This is a genomic window from Bacillus sp. AY3-1 (assembly GCF_008368785.1).
GTDB classification, from domain to species: Bacteria; Bacillota; Bacilli; order Bacillales; family Bacillaceae_G; genus Bacillus_A; species Bacillus_A wiedmannii.
This window is the reverse complement of sequence record NZ_QORZ01000001.1, coordinates 1-26,175: the sequence shown is the minus strand read 5'-3', so window position 1 is coordinate 26,175 and position 26,175 is coordinate 1. Positions and strand designations below refer to the sequence as shown.

At 34.7% G+C, this 26,175-nt stretch carries 26 protein-coding genes and 1 riboswitch; of the genes, 9 read left to right on the top strand and 17 right to left on the bottom strand.

All coding sequences use genetic code 11. The annotated features are described in order from the left end of the window. Positions 1-130: 130 nt before the first annotated feature. Positions 131-379: a ferredoxin gene (locus DN389_RS00130; protein ID WP_001151994.1), complete on the top strand. Its 249-nt coding sequence runs from the start codon at positions 131-133 to the stop codon at positions 377-379. A 123-nt stretch (positions 380-502) separates the two neighbouring features. On the opposite strand, the gene DN389_RS00125 is transcribed toward DN389_RS00130, so the two are convergent. Beyond that, positions 503-1,081, bottom strand: a complete 579-nt coding sequence (locus DN389_RS00125; RefSeq protein ID WP_000810851.1) for an ECF transporter S component — start codon at positions 1,079-1,081, stop codon at positions 503-505. A gap of 162 nt (positions 1,082-1,243) precedes the next feature. Next, a riboswitch (FMN riboswitch) is annotated at positions 1,244-1,383 on the bottom strand. A gap of 245 nt (positions 1,384-1,628) precedes the next feature. Between DN389_RS00125 and DN389_RS00120 the strand changes: the two genes are divergently transcribed. Next, positions 1,629-2,315, top strand: coding sequence for a hypothetical protein (locus tag DN389_RS00120; RefSeq protein WP_000711800.1), 687 nt, complete (start codon positions 1,629-1,631; stop codon positions 2,313-2,315). A gap of 30 nt (positions 2,316-2,345) precedes the next feature. Here the strand turns inward: DN389_RS00120 and DN389_RS00115 are convergent, their stop codons facing one another. From DN389_RS00115 to DN389_RS00050, 14 genes are all read right to left on the bottom strand, one after another. Then, positions 2,346-2,960: a peptidoglycan DD-metalloendopeptidase family protein gene (locus tag DN389_RS00115; protein ID WP_098189732.1), complete on the bottom strand. Its 615-nt coding sequence runs from the start codon at positions 2,958-2,960 to the stop codon at positions 2,346-2,348. Between the two features lie 85 nt (positions 2,961-3,045). Next, complete coding sequence (locus DN389_RS00110; RefSeq protein ID WP_087985531.1) at positions 3,046-3,627, bottom strand: cob(I)yrinic acid a,c-diamide adenosyltransferase; 582 nt, start codon at positions 3,625-3,627, stop codon at positions 3,046-3,048. A 137-nt stretch (positions 3,628-3,764) separates the two neighbouring features. After that, positions 3,765-5,540 (bottom strand): sensor histidine kinase ResE, encoded by a 1,776-nt coding sequence (gene resE / locus DN389_RS00105; protein ID WP_000964666.1) that lies wholly within the window; start codon positions 5,538-5,540, stop codon positions 3,765-3,767. Beyond that, positions 5,540-6,256, bottom strand: a complete 717-nt coding sequence (resD, locus tag DN389_RS00100; protein WP_000426862.1) for a DNA-binding response regulator ResD — start codon at positions 6,254-6,256, stop codon at positions 5,540-5,542. The genes resE and resD overlap by 1 nt, the downstream gene beginning before the upstream one ends. Before the next feature lie 302 nt (positions 6,257-6,558). Then, positions 6,559-7,716, bottom strand: a complete 1,158-nt coding sequence (resC, locus tag DN389_RS00095) for a cytochrome c biogenesis protein ResC (protein WP_000250073.1) — start codon at positions 7,714-7,716, stop codon at positions 6,559-6,561. 14 nt (positions 7,717-7,730) lie between these two features. Continuing rightward, complete coding sequence (resB, locus tag DN389_RS00090; RefSeq protein WP_046955230.1) at positions 7,731-9,356, bottom strand: cytochrome c biogenesis protein ResB; 1,626 nt, start codon at positions 9,354-9,356, stop codon at positions 7,731-7,733. 121 nt (positions 9,357-9,477) lie between these two features. Beyond that, positions 9,478-9,999: a thiol-disulfide oxidoreductase ResA gene (resA, locus tag DN389_RS00085; protein ID WP_000742211.1), complete on the bottom strand. Its 522-nt coding sequence runs from the start codon at positions 9,997-9,999 to the stop codon at positions 9,478-9,480. Between the two features lie 94 nt (positions 10,000-10,093). Then, complete coding sequence (rluB, locus tag DN389_RS00080; RefSeq protein ID WP_371399508.1) at positions 10,094-10,834, bottom strand: 23S rRNA pseudouridine(2605) synthase RluB; 741 nt, start codon at positions 10,832-10,834, stop codon at positions 10,094-10,096. Between the two features lie 279 nt (positions 10,835-11,113). After that, the gene (spmB, locus tag DN389_RS00075; RefSeq protein WP_000029511.1) at positions 11,114-11,644 is read right to left on the bottom strand and encodes a spore maturation protein SpmB; all 531 of its coding nucleotides are present in this window, start codon (positions 11,642-11,644) and stop codon (positions 11,114-11,116) included. After that, positions 11,641-12,237 carry a spore maturation protein SpmA gene (spmA, locus tag DN389_RS00070; RefSeq protein WP_000247806.1) on the bottom strand — a complete coding sequence of 199 codons (597 nt, stop codon included), beginning with the start codon at positions 12,235-12,237 and terminating at the stop codon, positions 11,641-11,643. Before spmA ends, spmB begins: the two co-directional genes overlap by 4 nt. After that, positions 12,230-13,354: a D-alanyl-D-alanine carboxypeptidase DacB gene (gene dacB / locus DN389_RS00065; RefSeq protein ID WP_001252621.1), complete on the bottom strand. Its 1,125-nt coding sequence runs from the start codon at positions 13,352-13,354 to the stop codon at positions 12,230-12,232. Before dacB ends, spmA begins: the two co-directional genes overlap by 8 nt. Positions 13,355-13,465: 111 nt before the next feature. After that, positions 13,466-14,380 carry a superoxide dismutase gene (locus DN389_RS00060; protein ID WP_000082674.1) on the bottom strand — a complete coding sequence of 305 codons (915 nt, stop codon included), beginning with the start codon at positions 14,378-14,380 and terminating at the stop codon, positions 13,466-13,468. Between the two features lie 105 nt (positions 14,381-14,485). Then, positions 14,486-14,977 (bottom strand): YpuI family protein, encoded by a 492-nt coding sequence (locus DN389_RS00055; protein ID WP_000067570.1) that lies wholly within the window; start codon positions 14,975-14,977, stop codon positions 14,486-14,488. 22 nt (positions 14,978-14,999) lie between these two features. Then, complete coding sequence (locus DN389_RS00050) at positions 15,000-15,389, bottom strand: hypothetical protein (protein WP_098189730.1); 390 nt, start codon at positions 15,387-15,389, stop codon at positions 15,000-15,002. Between the two features lie 186 nt (positions 15,390-15,575). Between DN389_RS00050 and mprF the strand changes: the two genes are divergently transcribed. Further along, entirely contained in the window at positions 15,576-18,167 is a 2,592-nt protein-coding gene (gene mprF / locus DN389_RS00045; protein ID WP_060489577.1) for a bifunctional lysylphosphatidylglycerol flippase/synthetase MprF, read from the top strand. Positions 18,168-18,171: 4 nt separating this feature from the next. On the opposite strand, the gene DN389_RS00040 is transcribed toward mprF, so the two are convergent. Continuing rightward, positions 18,172-18,960, bottom strand: coding sequence for a hypothetical protein (locus tag DN389_RS00040; protein WP_046955234.1), 789 nt, complete (start codon positions 18,958-18,960; stop codon positions 18,172-18,174). A 175-nt stretch (positions 18,961-19,135) separates the two neighbouring features. On the opposite strand from DN389_RS00040, the gene deoD reads away from it, so the two are divergent. The 4 genes from deoD (at position 19,136) to DN389_RS00020 (ending at position 22,763) form a co-directional block, all read left to right on the top strand. Next, positions 19,136-19,843: a purine-nucleoside phosphorylase gene (deoD, locus tag DN389_RS00035; protein ID WP_000110707.1), complete on the top strand. Its 708-nt coding sequence runs from the start codon at positions 19,136-19,138 to the stop codon at positions 19,841-19,843. 156 nt (positions 19,844-19,999) lie between these two features. Then, positions 20,000-21,811, top strand: a complete 1,812-nt coding sequence (locus tag DN389_RS00030; RefSeq protein ID WP_046955235.1) for a sensor histidine kinase — start codon at positions 20,000-20,002, stop codon at positions 21,809-21,811. A gap of 107 nt (positions 21,812-21,918) precedes the next feature. Then, complete coding sequence (locus DN389_RS00025) at positions 21,919-22,449, top strand: tyrosine-type recombinase/integrase (RefSeq protein ID WP_000806236.1); 531 nt, start codon at positions 21,919-21,921, stop codon at positions 22,447-22,449. A gap of 119 nt (positions 22,450-22,568) precedes the next feature. Continuing rightward, entirely contained in the window at positions 22,569-22,763 is a 195-nt protein-coding gene (locus DN389_RS00020; RefSeq protein WP_001094854.1) for a DUF3924 domain-containing protein, read from the top strand. Positions 22,764-23,060: 297 nt separating this feature from the next. Here DN389_RS00020 and DN389_RS00015 read toward each other — a convergent pair whose 3' ends face one another. Further along, positions 23,061-23,906, bottom strand: coding sequence for a DUF72 domain-containing protein (locus DN389_RS00015; RefSeq protein ID WP_000897337.1), 846 nt, complete (start codon positions 23,904-23,906; stop codon positions 23,061-23,063). A 160-nt stretch (positions 23,907-24,066) separates the two neighbouring features. Between DN389_RS00015 and DN389_RS00010 the strand changes: the two genes are divergently transcribed. Next, a complete protein-coding gene (locus DN389_RS00010) occupies positions 24,067-25,338 on the top strand; it encodes an ATP-binding protein (RefSeq protein ID WP_000937261.1) in 1,272 nt (423 codons plus the stop codon). Between the two features lie 221 nt (positions 25,339-25,559). Beyond that, positions 25,560-26,175 (top strand): collagen-like protein (locus tag DN389_RS00005; RefSeq protein WP_149236710.1); only part of this gene is annotated, 616 nt, incomplete at its 3' end.

Below are 26,175 nucleotides of genomic sequence, written 5' to 3'. Positions count from 1 at the left end.
TAGTTGACACTCTAATTGATAAGGATTATCATTATAATTTTATGTTGAAAAGTTTTAAAAACCGTTTTACAATAAGGTTATAATTTTTATGGCGAGCTTTTCACATACATATTATCAGGAGGGAAAAAAGATGGCAAAATATACAATCGTTGATAAAGATACTTGTATCGCATGTGGTGCTTGCGGCGCTGCTGCACCAGACATTTATGATTATGATGATGAAGGTATTGCATTTGTAACGTTAGACGATAACCAAGGTATCGTTGAAATTCCAGATGTATTAATTGAAGATATGATGGATGCATTCGAAGGTTGTCCAACTGACTCAATTAAAGTTGCTGATGAATCATTTGATGGCGACTCTTTAAAATTCGAATAGTCTTTTATTAACTTCAAAAAATATCCCTCATTCATATGAGGGATATTTTTTGTTTTCTATTTTCATTCTACTTAATAAAAAACCACTAGTAGTTCCATACTACTAATGGTTTTATTTTATATTTTATGCATTTTTCATTTTTGCAAACACCCATACTTTCAGGCGTGAGAATAACGCTACAAATACAATTGTCACAACAATTCCTTTAATCAAATTAAATGGTAAGATTGCCGTTACAACCGTTGTTCTTATAGCCTCGCTAGACATAGCTGGTGAATTTAAAAACCAAGTGTAAGCTGGGAATATAATGATGTAATTTAATACACTCATAATGAGCGCCATTGTAATTGTCCCTAGCATTAATCCTGTCGTTAAACTCTTAACAGTACGATACTTTCTAAATAAGAAAGCTGCCGGTCCAATAAATAAACATCCTGCAATAAAGTTAGCAATTTCTCCAACTGGCACTCCCGTTAAACTCCCTTGAATTCCGTAATGTAAAATATTCTTTATCGCCTCTACAATTATCCCTGCAACTGGCCCGAAAATAATTGCTGCAATTAGAGCTGGTACATCACTAAAATCAATTTTTAAAAATGGCGGAAGCCCTGGAAACGGGAAATCCAACATCATCAGTAAATATGCAATACTACTTAGCATCGCTACACTCACCATCTGTACTACACTGTTTTTTTGTTTCATCTTTCTCTCTCCTTTTCCATCGATCTTCTCATGGAAAGTGGAAAGGTTCTGCTATGCCTACTTTTTCATAGAACGAAAAAACCCTTTGTGTTTTACACAAAGGGAGAATTTAAGGCACATCAAACAGACGTTCAAATCCATATCTTTTTTGAACGCTTGAACCTCCATCTTCTCCCATCCAGACTATACTGTCGGCTTTGGAATCACACCAAATCCTGCCTTAACGGCTCGCGGGCTTAGAACAAAATCACATATAGTTCATCACCGCCGGTCGGGATTTTCACCCTGCCCCGAAGATAGACCGATATTCTATTTTCCACTTTATTATACAACAACATAATCGTATTGTGAACAAAAAAAGTGTAACTTATTAAAAATAAGTTATTAATTTTATATAATTAAAACCAATCACTATATTTTACAATACACCCCAGATTTTTTAGTATTCGGCATTTCCCCTATGAATCCCCTAGTCATATATAATGAAAAGTGATAAGATGTTGAATTGTTAAGATAAGAACATTTTCTGGATTATGGAGGAAATGTCATGAAAAAAGAAAAGAGACACTCTATTCGAGAAGCAATGAAAAAAAACTTAAGAAAAGAATACTTTTACTTAAAAAAAGAATTACTTTTCTACTGTCCAATTGATTTAGGCACATTCTCAAGCGAGACATACTATGCTGCTTTCGATGAAGATGGCATCAGTATTTATCAGTATGATAAAAAAACAGAGAGTAAATTAAAACTGTGTGAGCGTCACCCATGGAAAAGTTGGAATAAAGTGAAGGTGGATCATTATTTGACAACTTCTCAATTTATTTTTCAAGGTGAGCGAAACTGGATATTATCCCTTTTCCAAAAAGGAAAAGAAGCTCAAAAAATAATTGAAGAGCACACATCTTTACAAACTGAAGTTGTTTCCCGCTCCTTCTTGAAAAAACTTCCAGGGTTCCGTTCTAATGCACCGTTGAATAAATACATCGGCAGCATTTGCTACACTGCACTTATTGCATTTTTATTAAAATGGATGATTCCATTTCAAGCACCACAAATCGCCCTGTACTCCATTTCAATTGGTTGTATGCTTCTTGGTTTACTTTGTTTGACAATCGGTTTAATTGAACCGACTATTGTACTATTTCGAACGAACGAAAAAACAAGAACGAAAGTATTTTACTTATATAGCTACTTAGCTATTTCTGGATTTATATGTGTCTTTATTTTTTGGTAAAAAAAAGAGCTAGTTTAACTAGCTCTTTTTTTACTTTACGTATAATTGTTGATTTGGATAAATCCTATCTTGCTGCAGTCCATTTTTATCTTTAACTTCCTTAACTGACATACTAAATTTCTGTGCAATACTAACTAAAGTGTCCCCTTTTTGGACGACATATAAGGATGAGGAAACAACTTCATTTCTCTGTTCATTTAGAACAAGCAATGGATTCATCGCATTCTTTTTCGCCATCGTCCATCTTCCTTGATGAACTTCTAAATGTAAGTGTGCACCTCTCGATTCTCCTGTATTTCCTACTTCTCCAATTATTTCTCCTTTTGAAATATAATCCCCTTGAACTACATATCTCTTATTTAAATGCGCATACACGGCCTCATATTCTCCATGTTTAATAAATACAACGTTTCCATAACTACTTGAATAATAAGACTTTGTTACCTTACCTTCTTGAATAGCTGCCACAGGCGTGCCAATCGGTGCCGCTATATCTATACCGTAGTGTTTTCCATGCCTTGTCCCAAAATAATCACTTATCTGCCCTTCAACAGGCCATGTCCATTGATTTCCCTCTGCGTACACATGTAATTGAGATAAAAACAATACCGTCAATAACATGACGCCACATTTTAACACTTTCATATACATCCTCCGTTTTCTAATTAACACCATACCTTCTCTTATTTTGGTATATTACAGAAAAAAGTATACAAAAAAAGAAAGTGAATCACTCCACTTCCTTCTCGTTTTTATCACGAAAAACGATTGCACTGCGATTATACTCCACATCTTTTACTTGTAATCGAGCGTTTATTACTCTAGCTACCGCAAACAAATAATCAGATAATCTATTTACATACTTTAGAACAACTTCATTTATTTTCCCTTCTTTTTGCAAGGACACTACACATCGTTCTGCTCGCCTTACAACTGTACGTGCAATATGAATAGCAGCTGCCGCTTCGCTTCCACCTGGTAAAATAAAACGCTCTAACGGCGGTGCTTCTTCTATATACGAATCAATCCTTCTTTCTAAGCTTTCAACCATTTCAACCGTTACTTTATAAGGAATTTTCCCCTCTACTATCGCCAAGTCTCCCCCGCAATCAAATAGTTCATGTTGAATATTTTCAAGTTCATTGTAAATATCTCCAAAAGATCCGCCTTGTAGCTTAGTCATTGCATATCCAATATGAGAATTCGCCTCATCTATCGTGCCATATGCTTCAACTCGGATATTATCTTTATCCACTCTGCCGCCTATTACACTTGTTGTCCCTTTATCTCCTGTTTTCGTATATAATTTCATCGCTTCACGACACCCCTCTTGCTATTCTTCATTCGACTAAGATAGAAAAAAAATTCTACTATTATTTATTTAATTGATTTTACAAAAAAATAAAAAACAGTAGAACTTTATTCATTATCAACTTTAAAAACGTATATCTAAATTATACGATTCGGTAAATATACAGAGAATGTAGTTCCCTCTCCAACAACACTTGAAACAGCAATTTTACCATCATGGCCTTGCACAATATTTTTTGCAATCGCAAGCCCGAGCCCCGTTCCACCTTTTTTCCCACGTGTTCTTGCTTTATCAGCTTTGTAGAAACGATCAAATAAAAATGGAATATCTTCTTCTGGAATACCAGCGCCCGAATCTTGTACTTCAAAAGTAAGACCATTATTTTTCGTATTAATTACAAGCGTTACATGTCCGCCTGCATTCGTATGACGAATTGCGTTATCAATTAAATTCGTCAATACTTGTTCCATACGATCTGCATCAAACGGGTATTGTTCAATTGGATTCTGGAAATCAACCGTTAATGCGACTTCTTTATCCTTTGCAATTCCTTGGAATTTACGACCTATTTTTTCAACGAAAGGATGAATATCAACTTCACCTATATGTAACTCTACATTACCACTTTCCATACGCGCTAAATCTAATAGTTCATTTACAAGTTTACCTAAACGAACGGATTCATCATAAATAATTTGAACAAACTCATTAATTTCTTCTTTCGTTTGCACAATATCATCTAAAATCGCTTCACTATACCCTTGAAGCATTACCATCGGTGTACGAAGTTCATGTGATACGTTCGCAATAAAGTCTTGACGCATCTTCTCAAGACGGCGCTCTTCCGTCATATCACGTAATACAGCTACAGCACCACGAATTTTCGTTTGATTGTAAAGCGGCGTCATAAGAACTACATAGTTCCCTTTTTGTAAATTAATTTCAACCACTTGTTGTTGCTCACTTTCTACAACGAGATGGAATAGTTCAACAAGTTCAGAAGGTAGTTTTTTACTGAGCTCTACTTCCTTTTCCTCTTGCCAAACTTGTAAGAAATGTTCAGCCGGCGGATTAATTACAACGACTTCACCTTCTTGATTTAACGTAATAACCCCATCTGCCATACTACTTAAAATACTTGCTAACTGTTCTTTTTCTTGCTGCAGGGCATTCATATTAAACTTCAACTGTTTCCCCATTTGATTTAAGGCCGTTGCAAGCTCACCAATCTCATCCTGAGATACCATAGGTGCTTTCGCATCAAACTTCCCACGCGCGACCTCAAAAGCAACCTCACGCATTTTACGGAGTGGTGCTGTAATTCGAGTAGATAAGAAGAATGCAAAGAACGTTGTTAATATAATCGCAATCCCTGCTGATAAGAATATAAAATCAGTCGTTCTCTCCATACCTTGTATCGGTACTTGTAAAGATTCGTATACGAACACTGCACTTTGATTTTTTGAATGCACTGGTTTTCCGACAATCATAATATCATTTTCAGTGTTTTTATTCTTTCTACTATTAGAGGCTTTTCTAATGTTATTCTTAATTTCTTTTTTGTCTGTAAAAACAGCCGCTAATTCTTTGTCTTCTTTCAAATCATCCATTGTAAGAGTGACTAATCCTTCTTGTTTCGGCGAAGAAGATATTTCTTTACCATCTTCTACAATAATGATCCTTGAAAGTGGATCAGAGAATTTGTACGCGATATTCTCAATCGTTTTTACATCGGCACCTTCTTCAATTAACTCTGAAACACTTGTTGCAACTTTTTGAAGCCTAGCTTCACTCATATCAACATAATATGTTCTAAAAAACTGTGAAAGTAAAATCGCAACAAATCCAAGAACAAACGAAACGAGAAGTAATATAGTCATCCATAACTTCCCTACTACACTTCTCCAAAGCATCAGTCGTTCACAACCTCAAATTTGTAACCTACGCCCCAAACGGTAACAATCATCTTCGCAGCATCTGGTGATTTTTTGCTTAACTTCTCACGTAAACGCTTTACATGCGTATCAACTGTACGTAAATCTCCGAAGAATTCATATTGCCATACTTCTTTTAACAATTGCTCACGATCAAATACCTTATCAGGCGCTTTCGCTAAGAATAATAGTAATTCGTACTCTTTCGGTGTTAAGTTTACTTCATTACCATCTGCTGTAACACGGTGTGCATCATTATCAATTGTTAAATGAGGGAACACAGTAACATCTTTTGTCGTTGTATCTTGTGTAAAGAACGTTGTTGGTACAGAACGGCGTAAGACCGCTTTCACACGAAGCACTACTTCACGTGGGCTAAATGGTTTCACAATATAATCATCAGTTCCTACCTCAAACCCTTGTACTCGGTTTACTTCTTCACCCTTCGCTGTCAACATAATAATTGGCGTCGCTTTTTTCTCACGAACCCCTTTACACACTTCAATACCATCTTTACCTGGCATCATAAGATCTAATAGGATTAAATCGTAATCATTTTGCAGTGCCATTTCTAAAGCTGTATCACCATTGTCCGCTTCTTCAATTGTGTATTGTTCTCTTTCTAAATACATTTTCAACAAACGACGAATACGATCCTCATCGTCTACAATTAAAATTCTTGATTCATTTTCCATTTCTACCCGTTGCGTACTTTTACCACAACGGTTTACACCTACCCTTCTACACTAGTATGTTGCGCTATTCTCGTTTATTTAAGCAATCTTCTAAATGTTTCACTTCCCATATTATGCTTCACAAGAATAATAAAGTTTGTTCAATTTTTTTCCAAAACTATGTATTTTTTTTGAACAGGATATAATGTCCTCGACATCATTTTACAAAATCAACCGCTACTTTGTCATGTTTTTCTCAAAAAAGAAGAAAAATTGACAAAAATAAAATAGGAAAGTGACATTCACTCTCCTATTTTATTTCTCTATGCGTATGAATGTAAACCCGCGATAATTAAGTTTACTACAATAAAGTTAAACATAATGATTGCAAAACCAATTACCGCTAACCACGCTGACTTCTCTCCGTGCCACCCTTTTGATAAGCGTAAATGTAATACCGCCGCATAAAAGAGCCAAGTAATAAGCGCCCAAACCTCTTTTGGATCCCAACCCCAAAAACGTGTCCACGCTATTTGAGCCCAAATCATGGCAAAAATTAATGCACCTAATGTGAAAACAGGGAATCCAATTGCAATAGAACGATATCCGATTTCATCCAGTAAATCACTATTTGTATTCTTTACTAACGGCTGAAGTGCTGCCGATACTCGTTTGCGTAAAACAAGTCTTAATACAATATAAAGTAATGTCCCAACTAACACAGACCAAATTACTGTATTTAATTTTTTCGCATTTACAATCGCCGGAACTTCAACTGTCGGCTCTAATTTATTTTCTGTCAATAACTTTCCTTCGTGCGGTCCCACTAAAGCCGGAAGATTGTACTTCATTTCCACTTGTTGTTCATTTTTATCAACCCATTGAAACTTCGCTTCATATTTCATACTAGAAAATACCGTTGTCACTCCAATAAAACCAACTGTACAAACAAGTGTGAACACTACCGTTTCTAACCAAAATGTACGTTTGCTTCTCGTTGATTGATCTACATTCTTCAATAAATACATAACGCCTGTAATAAAACTAATTGCTAAAATTGCTTGTCCTGCTGCTGCAGTCGTCACGTGAATATGCAACCAATTACTTTTTAAAGAAGGAATAAGCGGAGATATTTCCCTCGGAAACATACTTGCATAGGCAATTAATAAAAGTGCAACTGGTAATGCAAAAAGTCCGATTATACTTACGCGATACATAAAATACATGACAATAAATGCTCCGACAAGCATCATGCCGAAAAATGTACCGAATTCAAAAAAGTTACTAACTGGTGCATGTCCTGATGCAATCCATCTTGTAACAAAATATACTGTTTGTGCAATAAACCCTAAAATTGTAATCGTTATTCCTATATTTGCCCATTTATGACCTTTTTCTTTAATTGCTCCCCCGAAAAATAGAGTTGCAATTAAATATAAAATAAATGCGGTAAAGAGAAAGTTACTACTTATTTGCACCATATCGTTTCCCCACCTTAACTAATTTTTTTATCCACTACTTTATCGATTGGCTGCGGAATTGCTGTACCTTCTAGTACTCTTTCAATATCTTTCTTTAAACCGAACCAATTTTTATTCGTATGTCCTGCAATCCACCATTCATCATTAACGCGTTGTATCCAAATACGGCGATGATTCCAATACATCCCTTGAATGACACCAACCATAAATATAAATCCTCCAATACCGAGAATCCAAAGCGTTAAATCTTTCCTTACAGTAAGTGCTGTTGCATTTTGCATTTCCACACCTGCAAACGACATTTTATATTTATTATTTCCATCAGGTTCTATATTTTGCTGAATACCGACAAAACTCACTTCACCATCTGGTGTTTCAGGCGTAAACATTTTAAACACAAATGCAGGGTTGTTTGGTAATTTCGTTTTCGTATTTGGTCTTCCATTCTCGTCAAAATAAAAATCTGGGAAATAGCTTAATAGTTCTAAAGAATAACCTTTTCCTAAATCATATTTTTCTGTAGGGTTCGTTAAATCAACTTTGATCGGTCCCCACTTTTGATTATTTTCTTTGTTTTGCAGGTTAAAGGACATACTTTTAAATTCATTTTCTTTATAATCCACTTGATAAACAGCAAATTGATCAAATTTCAGCGGTTCATTCACTCGAATTTCCGATTCTTTTACTTTTTCCAGTTTAGGTTTTTGTCCTGCTATATTTTCGCCGACCGCTTTATATAATACCGCATTCGTTTGGAAATTTTTCGCAATCATTTTATCGCCTACACGATCAATCGCTTCATCATAAACTTCCTTGTCCTTACTTTTATCATAAACTTCCTTTATAAACTTCTCATTTTTTAAGTAGTATTGCCCATCCGTTCCTGGTATTTCTTTCGTTTCACCATCACGTAACCAAAGGGCTTCGTCTACGTACATACTCGGTAAAAAACGGAGCATTGCACCGAATAAAAAGATAATGAGACCGATATGATTCACATATGGACCCCAGCGTGAAAACCGTCCCTTTTCAGCTAAAATGTTACCGTCTTCCACTTTCACATTATAGTTCGTTTTCTTTAAATTTATTTGGACTCTTTCCAAATCACCATCTTGCGGTGTACCAGTGCCGTATAATCTTTGTCTCTTTAAAAAGCTAGGGTGTCTTTTCACCCCTTGCTTCTTTAAAGCTTTATAAAGTGGAATGACACGGTCTAAGCTACATATCACAAGTGAAATACCAATTGAAGCAATTAAAATCATATACCACCATGAACCGTATAAATTATTAAATCCTAATTGATAGTATAATTGCCCTAAAAATCCGTATTCTTGCTTATAATATTCAGCTGGTGCAATTCCTGGAGTTATGTACATTTCTTGTGGAAAAATAGTTCCTATCGCTGATGCAGCTAAAGTGATTACAATGAGCCATACACCCACTTTTACAGAAGAGAAAAAGCTCCAAATTTTATCGACTATCGTTTTTGTTTGCGTGAGAGATCTCCGAGCACTCCCCTCATAGCGCATATCCAATAGTTTTATATTTTCATTGCTTTCAAATGGTTTCCCACATGCTTCACAAAAAACAGTTCCTATCGGATTAACGTGTCCACATTCACACTTAATTTCTTTCAACACTCTCACCGCCCCTATATCTATATGTACTATTGTATATTCTACCTTCAAGTTACCGCAATACTCAGAATTTTTAAACCGAAGACGCTATAGGTAAGCGCCTCGTATGTAAAGGCTTTCTTTATTACGGAGTAATTTTCTTTAAATACTCTTCCAATTGTTCTATCGTTTGTTCACCTTTAATCTCTTGAATCACCTTACCATCCTTATCAATCAAGAAGCTTGTTGGTAACGGTATTACTCCATACGTTTTTATAATTTCTCCACCTTTATCAATTGCGACTGGGAACTTAAGATCGTATTGTTTCACAAAATTCTTAACAGCAATATCCGTTTCATCTGCATCTAACGCAATAATTTCAACGCCTTTTTCTTTATACTTTGGATATAATTCGTTCATATAAGGCATTTCTTTTTCACACGGTTTACACCAAGTGCCCCAAAAGTTTAAAAATACACCTTTTCCCTTTAAATCTTTTAATTCAATTTTCTTTCCTTCTAAATCTGTTACAACAAAATTAGGTGCTTCTTTTCCGATTTGCATTTTCTCTTCTTTAGTGAAATATCCTTGATAAAGTGTAAATCCTACAGCACCGCATAAAATGAGTAGAATCATAACGCGAAATAATAAGCGATTTTTTTTCATATTGTCTCCCCTCTCTTCGACGAGTGATAAATATATGTATTTTTTAATAAATCACCAGCGGAGCATTCCACTGGTGAAAGTTTCACACTATCGATTAGCGCGGCTTTGTAGAAGCCAATGCACGTAATTGTTTCACCTCATGTGGTGACAATTCTCTCGCATCACCAGGGCGCAAGCTACCCACTTCTAAAAAGGCGTAGCGTTCACGCTTTAGTTTCACTACTTTACAATCTAGCGCTTCAAACATGCGGCGTACTTGACGATTACGTCCTTCATGAATCGTTAATTGTACAATCGCAGTCTCTTTACGCTTGTCCCAAGAAATAATTTTCACTTGTGCTGGTGCTGTTTTCCCATCTTCTAATGCAACACCTCGTTCTAACATGCGAATTTTCTCACCTGTTAATGGCCCTTTAATTTTTGCAACATACGTTTTTTCAACTTTATATCTTGGATGCATTAATACATTTGCAAATTCCCCATCATTTGTCATCAATAATACGCCAGACGTATCATAATCTAAACGTCCGATTGGGAATAAACGTTGTCTAATTTCAGGGAAAAAGTCTGTTACAACACTTCTTCCTTTATCATCTGATACACTTGAAATTACGCCAGTTGGTTTATATAGTAAAAAATAAACAGGTTCTTCTTTTTCAAGAGGGATGTTATTTACTTCTACTTTATCTTGAGGAGTTACTTTCGTTCCTAACTCCTTCACTATTTTTCCATTCACTTTTACTTTTCCTTGCTGAATTAATTCCTCAGCCTTTCTTCTCGATGCAATACCTGCTTGCGCAATCACTTTTTGTAATCGTTCCATTTCTTTTTTCACCTCGAATTTATCTTACCTTACATTAGAAAGACTTGGCAACCGCATACGCTTGACGGCTATTCGCTTCATCTTACTTAAACAACATAGCGATGATAATAAACATATAAAGGGCAAATCATGTTTTTACCTTTTATTATTGTCCATATTCTTCATATTGCTCACAATAAAAGTTCATCATTTTGTCAAAAATACCGCATAAAAAAACCACTATTAAGCAACACCTTAATAGTGGTCGTATACGTATTATAAGCGAAATAGCATAAAAAATGAATAGCCGCCTTACTTAAACATTAAAGAAACAAACACAATTGAACAAATAATCCCGATTAAATCGGCAAAAAGTCCTACTTTTAATGCATCTCCCATTTTTCTAATTCCAACAGCTCCGAAGTATACTGTTAAAATATAAAAAGTCGTATCTGTACTCCCTTGCATCGTAGAAGCCAATCTTCCAATAAACGAGTCTGGCCCATATGTGGCAATTAAATCGGTCGTAATACTTAAACCAGCAGAGCCTGAAATAGGGCGTATAAGTGCTAGTGGAACAATTTCTGCTGGGACATGAATTAAATCTAACATCGGCTTCATTACTGATATCATTGCATCTAACGCTCCAGACGCCCGAAAAATCGAAATAGATACAAGCATTCCAACCATAAACGGTAAAATAGAGATCGCAATTTGAATCCCTTCTTTTCCCCCCTCAACGAACGATTCATACGTCGGCACTTTCTTTATCGTGCCATATAAAAGGATAAAACCGATTACACAAGGGATTACCCATAATGATATCGTATTGACAATACTCATTTTTTCCGCCCCTTCCTACTCCTTCTTCGGTAAAAATAGCGGTCAATCCAAATCGCTCCGATCATAGAGAGTACTTGTGCAATGAATGTTACCCCAACAATTTCAGTAGGATTCGCTGATTCATACGTCATTCGAATCGAAATGACAGTAGTAGGAATTAAAGTAATCGCTGATGTATTTAATGCGAGAAACGTCACCATAGAACGGCTCGCCGAATCCTTCCCTCCATTTAACTCTTTCAATTGTTCCATCGCTTTAATACCAAGAGGGGTTGCTGCATTACCTAACCCAAAAAAGTTCGCCATCATATTCGATAAAATAAATCCCATTGACGGATGATCTTTCGGTATTTCTGGAAACAACCTTTTTACTATCGGCATAAAAAGTGACACTAACTTTTTTAACAACCCTGCTTCCTCTGCAATTTTCATTAAACCGAGCCAAAATACTAATACACTAATAAGTCCTATACAAATTGTTACTGCATCTTTTGCTCCGTCAAATACGGCTTTATTTATTGCTTCCATCGTTCCATTTATCATGGCATATACAATCCCTATGACTGCCATCGCTACCCATACGAGATTAACCATCGCTCCCAACACCTATCATATGAGAAAAAATTTCTTTCACATTATTCCAATACATTCCCGTTGTAGCTACTAACTTTCGTTTACTATAAAATAAATTCCGTTCTCCAACTTTCTCATTGCCAACATAAATTTCCGTCTTCCCAACCTTTACTCCATCTTTAAGTTTTGCACTTTTATCAAGTTCAACTTTTAATACGACATTCTTTCTTTCCTGCTCAGTTAATGGTACCGCAAAACTATTTTTTGTATATACATGATTGGCATATTTCTTTTCAGTTATTTCAGCAAGAGCTCCTTGTCCTACAACGTTCGTTTGCTTGAAACGTTCAAAACCTTTATCAAATAAATTCATATGATCATCCCAATCGCTAGAAGCGCTCAAAGTTACGACAATTAGATCTAGTCCATCTTTTGATGCTGTTGTAACAAGTGTCCGTCCTGCTTTCTTCGTAAAACCCGTTTTTCCTCCTGTCGCAAATTCATAATAAGATGTCACGAGTTTATGTTTGTTTTTCCACGGATAATCCCACGAATCTGATTTATACGTTTTTGTCCCAAAAATCTTCTTAAAGGTTTCGTTCCCCATTGCATACTTTGTTAAAAGTGCCATATCATAGGCTGATGAATAATGGGATCCATCTCCATCCAAACCATGTGGGTTTGAAAAGTGAGTATCTTTCATTCCAATTTGTTTCGCCTTTTCATTCATTAAATATACGAACCCTTCTATACTTCCTCCTACATTTTCAGCAATTACTTGTGCTGCATCATTACCAGATCTAAGCATGAGTCCGTATACTAAATCCTCTAACTTCACTTTCTGTCCAGGCTTTAAATAAATTGCTGATCCTTCTACTCTCACCGCTTCATTACTAACCGATACCATTTCTTTCATTTTTCCTGATTCAGCAGCTAACAAGGCTGTCATAATTTTTGTTATACTAGCAATTTTTTGTGGCTCATGTTCTGCTTTTCCGTATAATACACGACCGGACTGTTGCTCCATTAATACAGCATTTCGAGCACTGACATTACTGTTCATCTTTGCATATGTAGGAATTGGTATAACGCTTGCGTACATAATAAGAAGCGTGATTATTACACAAATTCGTCTCATATTTCCCCCCACGTCCTTTTGGCACTTTTTGTACAAGTGTATGCTTGGCCTTTTAAAATATGAACGAAATCTCTTTCTCCTTCTAATAAAAAAGACGCAGAGAACCTGCGTCTAATACGGTGTCCATTCAATTTGTTTCGCACTTTCAAATCTTTTTTCTACATCAGGCCAATTTACAACATTCCACCAGTTTTTAATATATTCATCTTTTCGATTTTGGTATTGTAAATAATACGCATGTTCCCACACGTCTAGCACGAGGAGCGGTATCGTATCCCATTGTGTAAATAATTGATGAAGTGTACTCTGCAAAATTTCTAATCTTCCAGATCGTGGTACCCAAACGAGAAGCGCCCAGCCCGATCCTTCCACTTTAGAAGCTGCTTCTGTGAAATGTTTTTGAAAACGTAAAAAACTCCCAAAATCTTGTTCAATCTGTTGTGAAAGAGCCCCTCTTGGACTTCCGCCACCATCTTTTTTCATGTTATTCCAAAATATCGTGTGTAAGTAATGACCTGATCCATGAAAAGCCGCTTCTCTTTCCCAATGCTTAATTAAATCAAATTGATTTGTTTTTCTCGCTTCTTCCATCATTTTCTCTGCCTTATTTAATCCTTCCACGTAACTGCGATGATGTTTATCATGGTGTAACATCATAATTTCTCTAGAAATATACGGTTCTAACGCATTATACGGATAAGGTAATGGTGGAAGTGTATGCCCTCCAATTGGAACAGCTCGTTCACTATCCCCTCTTTCATATAGTTCATATTCCTCTTCTCCTTGCACGAATACTTCCTGCAAATGATGCTGAATATGTTCTACATCATCACTTATTTCATACATAAACTCTGCATCTGTATCATACTCATGCTCTTTCATACGATCTAATAACGTTTGAATTTTATAGGCAAGCATATGGACATCATACACTTCCATTGCACGGCTATCTAATACGTGAAGAACACTTTCACACCAGCTTTCTACTTCATGAAAGTAATCTGTAAATACACCTTGCTGACTCATGTTACACCTCCTTAATGCTATCCCCATAAATATATTCAAAGGAAATCCCTTATATAACTTTACAAAAGGAAAAGAAGCTAAGTCCCCTTAGCTTCTTTTTCGCAATTAATATTTGTGTAACATCTTTGTTTGGTAATCCGTCTCATAATATTCTAGTTCTTCACGCATCAATTGAAATTTTCCTTCTAAACTCTTCATCACTTGCTCTATAGATGCTGGTGGCGTTTGTTGAAAAACGATGGAGTTTTTCCCTGTATAGGCAGACCGACTATTTTCATACCAATGATCACTCTTTGGTGAGAAAAACTCTGCAATTACTTGATGATAAATTTTATATAAAATTTTCTCAGCTGCTGTTTTTCGAAATGGCTGGCTATTTAACAAAACAAAACATGCATCATGTCCTTCTTCACAAAAAACGAGAAGACGTCTTATTGATGCTAATAACCCTTTATAATATTGCTCGTTCCCTGCTGGTTTTTCTTCTAATAAAGAAGGCAACGTATGATAATTTACATAATTGGTTATCAAAGTAATAACGTCTTCTAAAAACATAGAAACTTGTTCTGTTTGATTTTCAACCATTAGATTAGACATTTTTTCCCTCTCCTTTGCCATTTTACGCTATTTCTACTCTTTTATTTTTATGTAATTCAGCTAATATTTCTTGTACTTTCACCAATGTTTCCTCATCAAAATATTGTTGGAATGCTTCTATATTATTTAAATATAAACGTTTTTGCATGCGATGCTCATTCTCTTTCAGTAAACAACATATCGCTACAATATCCCGTAAATATATGTCTTGTTCTTCTACTTTACATACTGGATTTCCTTCAAAAGGAGTAATTTCTTGTAAAACTTCTTCAAAATATCGAACGTATAAAACGGAAAAAGTTCTCTCTTTATTATTTAATATATATGTCACTTCAGATCTATTAAAGAAATCTTCTGATGTATTAGGTTTCGCTTTCTCTAACTTATATCCCGCATAACCTATTATAATCATCTACTTCCCCTCTCTTCCTTCTTTCAATTCATTTTAACTTAACTTTCTGATAAACGAAATACTCTTTTAAATATAACCCATATAAAAAATAGCTTCCCTATACAGGAATTTACCTTTTTATTTTTCTTGAAGTTTGTCATAATAATATTATTGTCTCAGTTTTCTTATACAAGGAGAGTTGTATTTATGTCGTTTTCATGGAAACGTTTCTTACAAATCGGGAAAATTATCTTCCCATTTGTTGTATTAACAATTGTATTCTTTCAAGCAAAAAAAGAATTAGCAGGCATTTCTTTTTTAGAAGCAATCAATACAATTAAAAACATTCCAACCGGAGGAGTATTTTTAGCAATTACACTTGGTGCATTTGCCGTATCAACAATGTTCTTTTATGACTATGTTATGCTTCGTTATTTAAAAGCTGATATACCAGTCCAAAAGATTTTTCGTATCTCATGGATTGCTAATACTTTAAATGGATTTATTGGGTTTGGTGGTCTCGTTGGAGCTGGTGTACGCACAATGCTTTATCGTCCATACATAAAAGAAAATGGCAAACTTATTAAAAGTATCGCCTGGATGACAACTGCTTTTATTAACGGACTCGCAATTCTTTCTTTCCTCGGTCTTATTGGAATATTAGACACAAGTTTTATTTTGCATGAAAAACCGTGGCTATGGCCTGTTCTTATTTTCTTCGCCCTTTTCGTCCCTATATACATTGGCTTTTCTAAACTAAAAAATAGAAAACCAAAGCAAACCGAAGGGCAAGAAGAAGGGGAAGGAGAAGAAGAAAAAAATCCAACTGTTTTATACTCATTAGTTTCATTAGTTGAGTGGGTATCTGCCGGTATTGTTATGTACGTCATACTAATATTATTTGGTATCGATATCGAATTTCAAAAGTTTTTAGGTGTGTATGTAATTGCTGCTTTAGCTGGTGTTGTTAGTCTTGTTCCTGGTGGACTTGGTTCATTTGATCTTGTCTTTTTAACTGGGCTCGGACAATACGGCATTGATACAGGCGTATTACTACCTGCTATGTTATTATATCGCCTCGTCTATTACATTTTACCTTTCTGCCTTGGTCTTATTTTTGCAGCTTTTGAAATGACAGGCGTGGCCATTAAAAAGTTTGAAGATAAACCTTTTATTGCGCCTGCATTAGAAACAACTGGTGTTATATGGACTTTGCAGCGTGATTTTTTAGGAAAACTAGGTTCATGGGCCTCTGCTGCTTTAACAGTATTTGCTGGATTAATGGTTATTTTATCAACCATTCTACCGACAAGTATAAACAGAGCACACGCCTTACATATTCTAGCTCCAAAACATCTTATTCAATTTTCTTTTAGCTTATCACTAACATTTGGTATTCTCCTCCTGATCCTTTCGCGAGGGATATATTATGGAACAAAGCGTTCTTACTATATGACCATTATTTCTTTAATCGGAGCAGCCATCTTTAATACGCTAAAAGGGATTGATATTGAAGAGACGTTTATTTTATTAATCGTACTCGCTGTATTATATATGCTTCGTAAAAGATTTGTACGCGAGAAAATGGAAGTCTCACTTTCTGATATCGTAAAAGTTTTTATATTCTTACTCATAACTTTATATTTATATAAAAACTTAGGTATTTTATTTGCAGGTGCAAAAGAAGCTTTTAAACCTGATTTTGTCGTTCGTAATATTACGCAAGTGAAACGAAGTGCATTAGCAGCTGCCTTTTTCGTTCCTACATTTTTACTGATTGGCTCACTCATTGCCAATCGTTATCGAAATGAATTTCCTGGGCAACCAGCTAATGATAAAAGGTTGCAAAACTTTTTAGATGAACATGATGGTAATGTACTTAGTCATTTAGGATTTTTAGGAGATAAGCAATTTTTCTTCAGTAGTGATGGGAAAGCGCTCCTTCTCTTCTCTATAACTGGAAAACGTCTCGTTGTGCTAGGTGATCCAATTGGGGATCCTTCCTCCTACCGTACTGTGTTACAAGAGTTTTTAGCTGAGGCTGATCGATTTGGATACATTTGTGTATTCTACCAAATAGAAAGTAAATGGATGAGTTTATATCATGATTTTGGTTACAACTTCTTTAAACTTGGTGAAGAAGCTGTCGTTGACTTGAACACATTTACAATAACAGGAAAAAAACGAGCCGGTATGCGAGCGACTTTCAACCGTTTCGAACGAGAAGGCTATACATTCTCTATTCATCAGCCACCATTCTCAAACGAATTATTTGAAGAGTTAAGAAAAGTTTCAGATGCGTGGCTCGGCGGAAAAAAAGAGAAAGGTTTTTCACTCGGATACTTTGATCGTGAATATATTAGCCGAGCACCTATCGCTACATTATGTGATGCTGATGGAAAAATCATTGCATTTACAACCTTTATGCCCGTATATCAAGACGGATCATTGTCTGTTGATTTAATGCGCTATTACCCAGATGCACCTAGCGGCATTATGGATGCAATTTTCATCCACCTATTCCAGTGGGCAAAAGAAAATGAATACCACTCCTTTAATATTGGTATGGCACCACTTTCAAATGTAGGTTTATCGACACAATCTTTTTGGTCCGAACGAGTTGCTGCTGCCATCTTTAATAATGTTCGTTATACGTATAGCTTCAGCGGGCTACGTCATTTTAAAGAAAAATATAAACCAGCATGGAGCGGTAAATATTTAGCATTTAGAAAGAATCATTCTTTACCAATTACAATGCTCTCTGTAACAAAATTAATAGGAAAAAGAAAAAACAGCTAAACATTTAGCTGTTTTTTCTTTTTTGAACTTGTACAATAAATTCTTTTTCATATTTCTTACCATTTATATAGAAATCTCCCCATATTTTATACGTTCCTTCTATAGGAAATGTAATACGGTATTGTAATTGCTCATCTGTATCAACAGGTATTGCGTATAAAAAGTTTTCTCTCGTTTCGTCCACGATATAGAGCGCTTCCACTTCTCCTCTCTCTGAATGTAATTTCAATTTCTCACCCTTTTTCGCTTGGAATTGAAATGTTAACGTCGCTGGTTCATTCGGATGCAATGCACCAAATAATAGAGAAACTTCATACTCCCCTATTTTTTTTGTAAGCACACTATCAATTGGAAATTTTACTTTTTCCTTATTTTTCTCCTCTATTTCTCTCCCAAAATCATTCTTCGCAAATGATTTCACAGACTTGTTTTTGTCTTCATATAAAAATATTGTATATCTTTCATCTTTCGCTATTTTGGAAGATACCTTATATGATCCATTCCCTGCAAATGTAGGTTTCATTTGTTGTACATGTTTTAATTGTCCGTCTACAATAACTGCCCGAATTTGATCATTCACACCACGAACTTCGTTATTTTTATTATTTAGCAATTGAAACAAAATATCTACTTTCTCATTTCCTTTTCCATTTGACACATCCCATTTTACTTCCTGAACATCACCTACAGTCTCTGTAGTTTCCTGATACTTTTTTATGTAAAATCCGCCTACTACAATAAATAGCAAAGCAACAAGTCCAATGACAAGATTTTTCAAAACATCACCTACCATTTTTATTGTCTCTGTTCATACAAAACTTCTTACATATATATTCTAGATTATGATTTATGAAATCCTCCTACTTTGCACATATTACAAATAATTAAAAGATTTTAATTGAAAGGATTGATAGTGTATAATGCAAATGATATTGATTTCTATCAATACATTATAAGGAGGACTTTTCATGAGTGTACATATTGAAGCAAAACAAGGCGAAATTGCTGAATCTATTCTATTACCTGGTGATCCATTACGTGCAAAATATATTGCTGAAACATTTCTAGAGGACGTTACTTGCTATAATAACGTGCGTGGTATGTTAGGTTTCACTGGAACTTATAAAGGAAAACGCGTATCTGTTCAAGGTACAGGTATGGGTGTACCTTCTATTTCTATTTATGTAAACGAATTAATCCAAAGCTACGGAGTTAAAAATTTAATTCGCGTTGGAACTTGTGGTGCGATTCAAAAAGACGTAAAAGTACGTGACGTTATTATTGCAATGACAGCTTGTACAGATTCTAATATGAACCGTTTAACATTCCCAGGTTTTGATTTTGCACCAGCTGCAAACTTTGACCTTTTAAAGAAAGCTTACGATGCTGGAACTGAAAAAGGCTTACACGTTCGTGTTGGTAATGTTTTAACAGCAGATGTATTTTACCGTGAAAGCATGGACATGGTTAAAAAACTTGGAGATTATGGTGTACTAGCAGTAGAAATGGAAACAACTGCTCTTTACACATTAGCAGCGAAATACGGTGTAAACGCGTTATCTGTATTAACAGTAAGCGATCACATTTTCACTGGTGAAGAAACAACATCTGAAGAGCGTCAAACTACATTTAACGAAATGATTGAAATCGCTTTAGATGCAGCAATTCAACAATAATACATTAAAGAACTCGTCATACGTCTGTCGAGTTCTTTTTATGTGACTTTTTACTAAAAACTACTTTCGGAAGAGACAGATTTTCTCCTCTACTTTTTTGTAACGTTTGTTATAATAAAGAAATCATTTACAGTATTTCTCACAAGAGGTGACGCAGTGAAAAACAGAAGTATCGTCTTTAAACTATTTTTATTAACATCAACATTATTTACAATCATATTCCTCCTTTTTTTCTTAGGACAATCGCTATTTTTAGAGAAATTTTACATTAATAAAAAAGTAAAAACAGTTCAAACTGCTTTTGAGAAGTTCGTAAATACTTACGAAGAAAGTGGTAAAACTTATGAGGAAATTCGAAAACTAAAACAAGAATTTCATGATAAAACAAATGCTGAAATGCAGTTTTTAAATACGAACGGCATTATTAAAAGTGACAATAATTTCTACATTGATGTAATTAATCCTAAAAATAATAAAGCATATTCCATTCCACTCAATAATGTTTTAACGCCAGAAGAATATAATAAATTCGAAAACTTAGGATTGAAAAAAGATGGGATGATAAACGTCGTCGGTTTTGTACAAGATTCCACCATAACACCACTAGAATTGACAACAAACTATAATCGATGGCAAAACGAAAATGTCAACTCAGATTTTCAATCCATTAATGGAAACCCTGCTAAAAATAGACTTACAAGCCGATCCAAAACTGTGACTCAAATTGAGTTTACTGGTATCGTATCTAAGTTACAGCTTCCATCCAAAGCAGATGTTCGTCTTGCAAATGATTTTGAAACATTACAAGCCGTTCAATATTTTGCAGAGATTATTAGAAATGGCACTGCTAATTCACACCAATTAAACACTTATATAATAGATGGTGGAGAGAATATAAAAAATAGTATCTTTGTAAAACCTATTGTGGAAAATGGAAAAATTACAGAATACGCTTTTGCGATAGCATCTTTACAACCTGTTAATGAAGCGATGCTCGTTTTAAAGGATTATTATGTCTATGCCTTAATCATCGTATTTCTCGTAATTATTTTATTATCCTTCTACTACTCAAAAATCATTGTGAAACCATTAATTAAAATGAATCGCGTTACAAAAAAAATGGCCAATTTTGATTTTAGTGAAAAATTACCTGTGACAGCAGACGATGAAATTGGCGGGCTTTCCGGTAGTATTAATACGTTATCTGTAAACTTAAAAGACCGAATCGATCGATTAAATGTTGCCAATACAAAATTACAACAAGATATTGAACGTGAACGTCAATTAGAGAAAACGCGAAAAGAATTCATTTCTGGTGTATCACACGAATTAAAAACACCACTTAGTGTAATTAGAAGTTTCGCAGAAGGAATTAAAGATGGCGTTAGTAAAGATACGACGTATTACACAGATGTTATTTTAGAAGAAACAGAAAACATGAACAGACTTATTGTTGAAATGTTAGAATTAGCAAAACTAGAATCTGGTACGTACAAACTAGATATGACGACATTCTCAATCGGTGAATTAATTCAACAAGTCTATACAAAGTTATTATTTAGCATGGAGGAAAAGCATTTACAAGTGAACGTAGATGTAGACTCTTCTATATTCGTTAACGCGAATCGTAGTCGTATTGAGCAAGTCGTTGTGAACTTACTTAGCAATGCAATTCGCTATACGCCAGATGGAGAAAAAATACACGTCTCCGTTATAGAACTGGAAGATATAGTAAAAGTCGAAATCGAAAACACAGGAAACCCTATCCCTGAAGAAAGTCTTGAAAAAATTTGGGATCGTTTCTACCGTTTAGATGCATCTCGTAGCCGTCATACTGGAGGTACCGGTCTCGGGTTGTCAATTGTAAAAAACATTTTAGACCTCCACCATGCCGAGTACGGTGTATATAACACGACTAATAGTGTTGTATTCTACTTTAATTTACAAAAAGTAAAAGAAGTCAAATAATTTGTCTTAATTTCACTAGGAGTTCACATGAAATTCACACTCTCCCTTTATAGTAGGAAACAAGTTAATCCTTTCCTTTACACACATAAATGAGGAGAGTGCGTGAAATGAAACAAGCAGGACAACCTATTCAAAATGAAAAACAATTAGAAACTATCAAAAATATACTTTTACAATCTTCGAAACGTGATGGCTTATTATTCGTATTAGCTGTAAATTCTGGCTTAAAAGTAAGTGAAATCTTACAATTAAAAGTTAGTGATGTAATCGATGAAAATGAAAATGTTCGCCATTCCATTTTATTTTACAATGAAAAAGTAAAGAAACATAAATGGTTTGCTGTAAATGAAGACTTGCAGCACGCGATCGAAGACTACATGAAAGAACGTAAAACTTGGAAACGTAATGAACCATTATTAAAGTCTCAAAAAGGAACGAAATCTATTACGAGACAACATGCATGGTACATTTTAAACAAAGCTGCAAAAGAAGTTGGATTAGAAGGGATTAGCTCACATACACTTCGAAAAACTTGGGGATATTGTGCATACAAATCAGGTGTTGATATCGCATTTTTACAACACTTCTTTGATCATAGTACTCCATCAAAAACTTTAAAGTATATCGGTATTGCTTAATAACTCTTATACATAAAAAAAGTTACCATTTATAAATGGTAACCTTTTTTATGTTTCACATTCTCTTTTCTTGTCTCTCCTATATTGTAGTGGTACTCTAATAGTAAGGGGGAGAAATTATGAACACATTAACAATTGAATTACCGAAAGATACGGCTGAAAAACTTGATTTATTAAAACAAGCTTATGAAAAGAAAACAGGTGCTTCCATTTCTGAAAGTACTCTTGTTCAAACACTTATCTCAAAAGAGTTTATCCAAGCGATAACTCCTTTTGATTTACAACAATTCGTCACTGGAAAAGAACAGCATTAATTGCTGTTCTTTTTTTTGATACTTTATTAGGAGTTTACTAGCATTCTCCCCCGAAAAACTTCTTTGCTTCAGCTAAACCTTTTATCAGGAATCTTCCTACCCGTTAATGTCTCATAAAAAGTTTTTTATTTATTTTTCGGAAAACTATTGACAATGATAATGATAACCATTATCATTTATTACGAAGCCAACAATTGATGAATCAACCAAACGCTCAGTAACATTGTTACCCCTCTTTTTCATATAGAAAGGCACTGTACATTCCCCCTGTTTGTACAGTGCCTTTCTTGTTTATTATCATTCAAACAAATTTAATTGCTCAGGCTTCGGCTCACCATATGTAATGTTCATCATTTTCATAAGCTGTTTCGCATTATCCGCTGCATCTCCGCCCGAATTATTGTTAAATAGTACATATATGTCCTTTGTCTTCTTTTTTAATTGCTCTAGTCTTTCTACCCATTCTTCTAATTCTTTATTGTTGTAGCGATATAAGCAACGAACCGCTCTCCAATTTTCCCCTTTATCAAGCCACCCATGAACATTCCTACCATGAAAACGTATTAACACCATCTCTGCATTCGTTACTTCTAATACGAGCGGTACCGAACCTATCCCGGCCTGCGGCTCATCACAAATGGTATGAATCCATTTCTCATGTTCTAGAAACTGTATCGTCTTATCTTTCATTTCGGGATAAAACCATGTTTGATTTCGAAATTCTATGGCACACGGTAAACCTTCCATTTTTTCTTTCGTATATCGAAGAAAATCCACATTTTTCTTTTTACAATCAAACCATGGTGGATATTGAAATAAAATCATTTTTAATTTATCAGCTTCTATTAAAGGCAGAATGGATTGTTTGTACACATCAAACATCTCATCAAACGTAGAAAAAGGGATTTCACCTTTCATATGTCCTGTCATTCCTTGATATGCTTTTACTATAAAAGCAAAATCTTTCGGTGTTTCCATTGCCCATTTTGTATAGTTTCGTGCAGGTTGCATCGCATAAAATGAACTATCCACCTCCACTATAGGAAAATACTCACTATATGTTCGTAATTTATTTCTATTTTCATAGGGATCTATATATAAAGAATCATGATCTCCCCACCCTGTCACTCCAATGAAAAGCAAATATATCCCTCCCTTTTTAACTTCACCTTCTATTCATTCTACTCACTTCCCGAACACTTCAGCTAATCAATTTTATTAAGTAGCCCCTTCTTTAAGAGTATCCGTATAAAAATATGATATACTAGATGGAAGAATTTTTAAATTGAGGGGTTATTTATTTATGCTTCCAAACGATGATATTGTATCTCATGAAAAACGAATAGAAGAATTAGAAAATAAAGTACGTTTTTATGAAGAACTTGTGAATCAATTACCACATCATTTCACATACAAAAATCCACATATTGGTTTACAAATAAAGAAAACGAGAACGACTCATTCCATTCAAAACATAAAAAAAGAGAATAAAGAGGCTGATTTTCAACTTACTTGCGATTCATTATTTTTATTTGAGCAACTTGAAACATACTTCATTCATATTTTTGATGCTTTTTCACATCATGTAACCTTTGTTGATGCTAAAGGAAATATCACTTTATGTAACCAAGCTGCAGCAGATGATTTTGGTGTAGTACGAAATGATATAATCGGAAAGCCAATTCAACAATTACTACAATTGCCAGAAGAAAAAATTAAAGCTCTTGAAACATTAAGAACGGGAACAGAAATATATAATGAAGAAGTTTTAGACAAAAACTATGGCATTTTAAATAACCGAATTATTCGTGATTATAACGGAGAGATTTTTAGAGTTATTAGTGTCTTTCATTATTTAAACACAGAACGTGATGCAGAGAAATTTTCTTTAGCAGGGCGAATTGCAGCTGGGATTGCACATGAAGTACGTAATCCTCTTACAACCGTACGAGGTTATTTACAATTTTTACAAGAAACTGTTTCTCCATCTAATAAAGAATTATTTGAAAACTTACTTATTCCTGAATTAGACCGCGCAAATAGTATTATTACAAAATTTTTAGCTATTTCAAAAACACGCGAATTTACAAGAGAACCGTTTCCTATTAATACATTTTTACGTGAGTATATTCAACAGTTACTAGCTAGTGAAGTCTTTTTACATAATATTTCAATTGATTATAATTTTTCTACCGAATTAGATGATGTATTAGTCCATATTGATCGTCATGAACTTGTACAAGTTTTTTTAAACCTATTTCAGAATGCTGTCGATGCTCAAGGTGAAAAAAAACTTTCTATCCAAATTACTAGTTATCGCCTAGATAATTTTGTTCGTATTACTTTCACTGATAATGGAATTGGTATTCCAACAGCCATTCAAGAGTATATCTTTGATCCATTCTTCTCAACAAAAGATTCGGGCACAGGACTGGGCTTGTCAGTAACGAAGAAAATTATTCAAAATCATAACGGTACATTAAAAATGACCAGTAATCAAGATGGTACAACTTTCACTATTTCAATTCCAATTTTACCTAAAACAACCCTTGAAAGATTAAATGACTACAAATGAGGTACTCCTCCACAAACTGCATGCCAATTGTTAAATACCTACAACAATTAGCATGCAGTTTTTTATGTTGAATTTTTCGTCTTTACATTATATAAACTTTCTCTTTATCTTACTTATTTTTGCTAAGAGGGCCAATTTCTTATTTTTTTAGAAATGGTAGTTTGTCCATCACGAATTTAGTATACATTTCATTTTAATATATAGTAACGACTATTGATTCTATGAAAGAAAGGAATGAAAAGATGAACAATAAAAATAAAGGAAAAGTATTTTATGGTAATGATTGTTGCGAAGTCAGAGCTTGTAGTTATATTAACATCTCTAAGTCCGAACTTACAGAATTCGTTAGACTTCTTCAATCTCTTGGCCAAGCTATTCAAGCTGTCTTTCAAAACCCTTCTCAAAATAATATCGATAACTTGATTGCTGCCCTAAATAACCTACAAAAATTCCTCAATTGCTTAGATTTATCTCCAGCACAAAAACAAATTGGAAATTCTATTATCGCTAATCTATTAACTATTTTAAAAACAAAACCTTTCTCATGCGGAGCATTGTACGTTGAGCTACAAAGCTTGCTTAATTATTTATTGTATATCGCTAAGTTATTCAAAGTAGATTGCTGCACTATCGACAAACTAGTTAAACTCATAACAGAGATCCAAACTATCCTAGTTCAATACGGGTCAGGTTGCCTTGGAGGAGGAGCAACAGGAGCTACTGGGGCTACTGGACCTCAAGGTGCTACTGGACCTCAAGGACCGGCTGGTGCTCAAGGACCTCAAGGTGCTCAGGGACCAGCGGGTGCTCAAGGTATTCAAGGTCCAGCTGGCGCTC